Below are 4,189 nucleotides of genomic sequence, written 5' to 3' on the forward strand. Positions count from 1 at the left end.
CGAGCCGAAGCAGCGCCAACTCGTCACGCTGGGCATCCTGGCGAGCCTCGGCGGCTGCGAACCCGAACTCGAGGTCCACATCAAGACGTCCCTCAACGTCGGCCTGACCCCGGCCGAGATCGTCGAAACCTTCATCCACACAGCCGGCTACGCCGGTTTCCCCCGCGCCATCAACGCGATCACCGTAGCCAAGAAGATCTTCGCGGAGCGGGACCTGCTGCCTGTCAATGGATGAGCATCGAGAGGGTGTTCAGGACCGAGCGGCGGGAGGACCCGACGTACTCCTGGAGCGACTGCGCGACTTCAGCTCCGCGATCGCGGTATTGGACGGATCGACCAGTACGCCGCTGGGCAAGACGTACGTGTCCACCGCCATCACCGAGGACGGCGTACCCAGGCAGTTGGCGCCGGGCACGCGGATCCGGCTCGGGTTCGCGCGAGCGCCCAGCAAGAACGAGGGCGAGCCGCGAGTGTGGGACATCCTCAGAGCGCACTGCGGTTGCAACAGCATGGGCACCTCCGTGGCGGCCGGCGAACTGCTGACCGGCGGCCACCTGTCGATCCCCGGGGTCGGCGGCACCCAGGTCGGCTGCCGGCCGCCGCTGCGGGACCAGGAGGAATGGCTCAAAACCTTCCTGACCAGCACACCCTCCTGGCGACTGAACGGCGACGAACTCACCCTCGCCGCGGGCGGTACGACGATCACTCTGCTCGACCGCAAGCTCGCCGAGCCGGACTTCCCACTCGAGGGGACCCGCTGGAAGGTCATCACCACCATCACCAACGCCGACCTGCGCCAGGGTTTCCAGTTCTCCGGACAGGCGTGGCTCAGCTTCGACAACGGGCGCGTCTCCGGCTGGACCGGCTTCAACGACCTGTCCGGCACCTTCACCCGCAACAACACCGAACTGAGCTTCAGCGACGTCAGCATCACCGACCGCCCCTGCTCACCCGAAGTCGAGACCTTCCGGACCGCCATCCGCGCCACCCTCGGACCTGCGGTCGCCTACTCCATCGACCACGACCAGCTGGTACTCCTGGCCCCCTCCGGCATCGGCCTCGACCTGACCGCAAGCTAGAACGCGTCAGCCCTTCGGGCCGAGGAAGTTCTCCAGATCGGAGAGGACGGCCATGGCGCCGATCGGGCCGAGGCCGAGGAACCACACCTCGTCGTCGACGCGTTGCGCCTTGCCCGCCTGCACGGCCGGCAGCGACTTCCAGAGGTTGCCGTTGACAACCTTCGTCTCGTCGGTGGTGTCCGGCTTGCCGTAGCTGGAGTAGAAGATCCGGTCCCCGTCGGCCTTGCCGATGTTCTCCTGGGAGACCTCGACGGCTAGGTCCTGCACGTCCTGGAGCTTCGGCCGCGGCAGCCCGATGTCCTTCAGGATCACGCCGATGAACGACAGGTTCCCGTACAGCCGGATCTCCCCGGGGCGGAACCGGACCAGCGAGATCGTCGGCGTACCGTCGACCTTCTTCTTCACGTCGTTCGCGCGGACCTGGTAGCCGTTCAGGATCGAGGTCGCCCTGGTCTCCTCGCCGACCGCGTCCGCGACCAGCAGGAAGTTCTCCTTCCACGGGAACCCGGGCCGGATGCTGAACACCGTCGGCGCGATCGCGCTGAGTTTGTCGTAGAGGTCCTTCGCGCGCAGCTTGCTGCCGAGGATCAGGTCCGGCTTGAGCGCCGCGATCGCCTCCAGGTTCAGCTCGCTGATCCCGCCGACCGTCTTGATCCCCTGCGCCTTATCCGCCAGGTACGATGGTACGCCGTTCTGCCCGGCCGTCGTCGCCATGCCGACCGGGGTGATGCCGAGCGCAAGTACGTCGTCGAGCTCGCCGCTGTCCAGCACGACGATCCGCTCCGGCTTCTTCGCGAGCTGCACCGAGCCCACCGCGTCCTTCACGGTCCGGGGGAACACGCCGGGCGCCGCGTCCGACCCGAGTTTCGCGGTCTCCGCGTCGGCGGTCTTGAACAGCCGCCCGCCGGTCGCCACTTCCTTGTCACCGACGCCGGTGTCCGCACTCTTGGTGTCCCCGCCGCCACAGCCGGCCAGCACCAGTACGGCGGCCGCGCTGACGATCCCGATCAGCTTCTTCACAGAGGTTGACCCTACAACAAGGCTAGTTAGGGTCACCTAACCAGGTCCACCTGCTGACCGGCCGTCAGCTCGACGGTCCGCTCCCCGTCGGGCAGCGCGATCCGGTACGTCCCCGCGGTCGACGCCCGTACGACGGCCTCGGTCAGCTTGCCGTCGCGCCAGGACACGTCGAACACCAGACCGCCCCGCGCCCGCAGCCCGCGGAACGACCCGTCGGGCCACTCGTCCGGCAGCGCCGGCAGCACCCGGATCACCTCGGTGTGGCTCTGAAGCAACAGCTCCGGAAGGCATCCGGTGATGCCGAAGTTCGCGTCGATCTGGAAGATGTCGCCGTCACGCGACATCAGGTTGCCCGACACCAGCCGGCTCAGGTAGTCCTGGATGACCGCGACGGCCTTCGACGGCTCGTACAGCCGGGCCCAGAGCGCGATCAGCCAGGCCGCGGTCCAGCCGCCGTTCACGGCACCGTCGGTACGCCGCTCCAGCGAGGTGCGGGCGGCCGCGGCCCACTCCGGCGTACGTTCCGGGTCGATCTCGGCGCCCGGGTACAGCCCGTACAGGTGGGACTGGTGCCGGTGATGTACCTCGGACGGCTCCCAGTCCGTCGGCCACTCGTGCAACCGTCCGTCCGGGGTGATCCGGATCGCCGGCAGCCGGTCCCGCGCGGCGGCGGCCCTGGATGCGAGGTCGGAGTCCAGCCCCAGCGCATCTTCCGCCTCGCGGAGGTTCGCGAACAGCTCGCGGATCAGCCAGGTGTCGTACGTCGAGGTCAGGTCGACCGATGCCTTCTCGCCGGACGGCAGCACGAAGTGGTGCTCCGGGGCGGTCGACGGGACGAACTGCAGTACGCCGTCCCGGTCCTCCACGAGCATCGCCAGGACGAACTCGGCCGCGCCCGCGATCACCGGGTACGCCCGCTCGCGCAGGAATCCGGCGTCCGACGTGAACCGGTAGTGCTCCATCAGATGCGCGGTCAGCCACACCCCGCAGGTGGCGCACATCGACCACACCGGGTCGTCGCCGCCTTCGCCGACGGGCCAGGTCGCTCGCCAGATGTCCGCGTTGTGGTGCGCGACCCAGCCGGGAGCGTCGTACAGGATCCGCGCCGTCTCCGCGCCCGACTCGGCCAGTCCTTCGAGCAGGTCGGTGAGCGGTTCGAAGCACTCGCTCAGCCCGGTCAGGTCGGCGAGCCAGTAGTTCATCTGGGTGTTGATGTTGTTGGTCCAGTCGCTGGCCCACATCGGCCGCAGGTCCTGGTTCCAGATGCCCTGCAGGTTGGCGGCTTGCGTGCCGGGGCGGGAGGACGCCATCAGCAGGTACCGCCCGAGGTTGAACGCGAGCGCGACCAGGTCCGGATCGCTGGCCCCGGCGGCGACCGATTGTCGACGTTCGTCAGTCGGATTGTTGACAATCGACCCGAGCTCCACCGAGGCCCGGTCGTACAGTGCCAGATGATCCTCGAGATGCCGCTCCCGAAGCTTGCCCACGGCAACCGCATCCGCCACCCCGGCCGCATCGAGCACGTCGACTGCGTCCTGGAATGCGACCTGTGGGTCCCGCCCCGGCGGCACCGACCAGCCGGCGAACGTGCTCGCGGCCGCCACCAGCACCGTCACCCGCGAAGCCCCACGCACCGCGACACCGTCCGCGGATTCCGTCACCGAACCGTCCGCGAACACCCGCAGCGCGACACCGAAGCCGATCCCGCGCCCGTCCTCGTACCGCACCGGATCGGGCCGCGACCGGTACTCGATCGTCAGGTCCGACGGCGCCCGGCCGACCACGCCGTAGGTACCGTCGGCGACCACACCATGGACCGGATGCGGGCTCTCCAGCCCGATCGTCAGGTCGACAACAGGATTGTCGGCAATCAGCGTCCAGACCAGCACCTGGTCCGGCGCCGACACGTACGTCTCGCGCCGGAACCGCACGCCGTCGACCGTGTAGTCGACGGCGGCGATCCCGGTCCGCAGATCCAAACTCCTCCGGTAGTCCACAACGCCCGCACCGTCCGCACGGCCGTCACCCGCCCCGGCAGAGATCACCAGATCCGCCAACGGCTGGTACGACTCCACCAGCGGCCCTTGCAG

4 protein-coding genes are annotated in these 4,189 nt (G+C 68.6%); 2 read left to right on the forward strand and 2 right to left on the reverse strand.

Annotated elements, in window-relative coordinates; all coding sequences use genetic code 11:
* Positions 1-235, forward strand: a 235-nt coding sequence (locus VFF46_RS35315; protein WP_325041604.1) for a carboxymuconolactone decarboxylase family protein, incomplete at its 5' end; no start/stop codon positions are given.
* Entirely contained in the window at positions 228-1,079 is an 852-nt protein-coding gene (locus tag VFF46_RS35320) for an META domain-containing protein (RefSeq protein WP_325041605.1), read from the forward strand. The genes VFF46_RS35315 and VFF46_RS35320, both read left to right, overlap by 8 nt.
* A gap of 6 nt (positions 1,080-1,085) precedes the next feature.
* On the opposite strand, the gene VFF46_RS35325 is transcribed toward VFF46_RS35320, so the two are convergent.
* Positions 1,086-2,099, reverse strand: coding sequence for an iron-siderophore ABC transporter substrate-binding protein (locus VFF46_RS35325; RefSeq protein WP_325041606.1), 1,014 nt, complete (start codon positions 2,097-2,099; stop codon positions 1,086-1,088).
* Between the two features lie 32 nt (positions 2,100-2,131).
* Positions 2,132-4,189 (reverse strand): glycosyl hydrolase family 95 catalytic domain-containing protein (locus tag VFF46_RS35330; RefSeq protein WP_325041607.1); only part of this gene is annotated, 2,058 nt, incomplete at its 5' end.

The sequence above is a fragment of the Kribbella sp. genome, from assembly GCF_035655035.1.
Taxonomy (GTDB): domain Bacteria; phylum Actinomycetota; class Actinomycetes; order Propionibacteriales; family Kribbellaceae; genus Kribbella.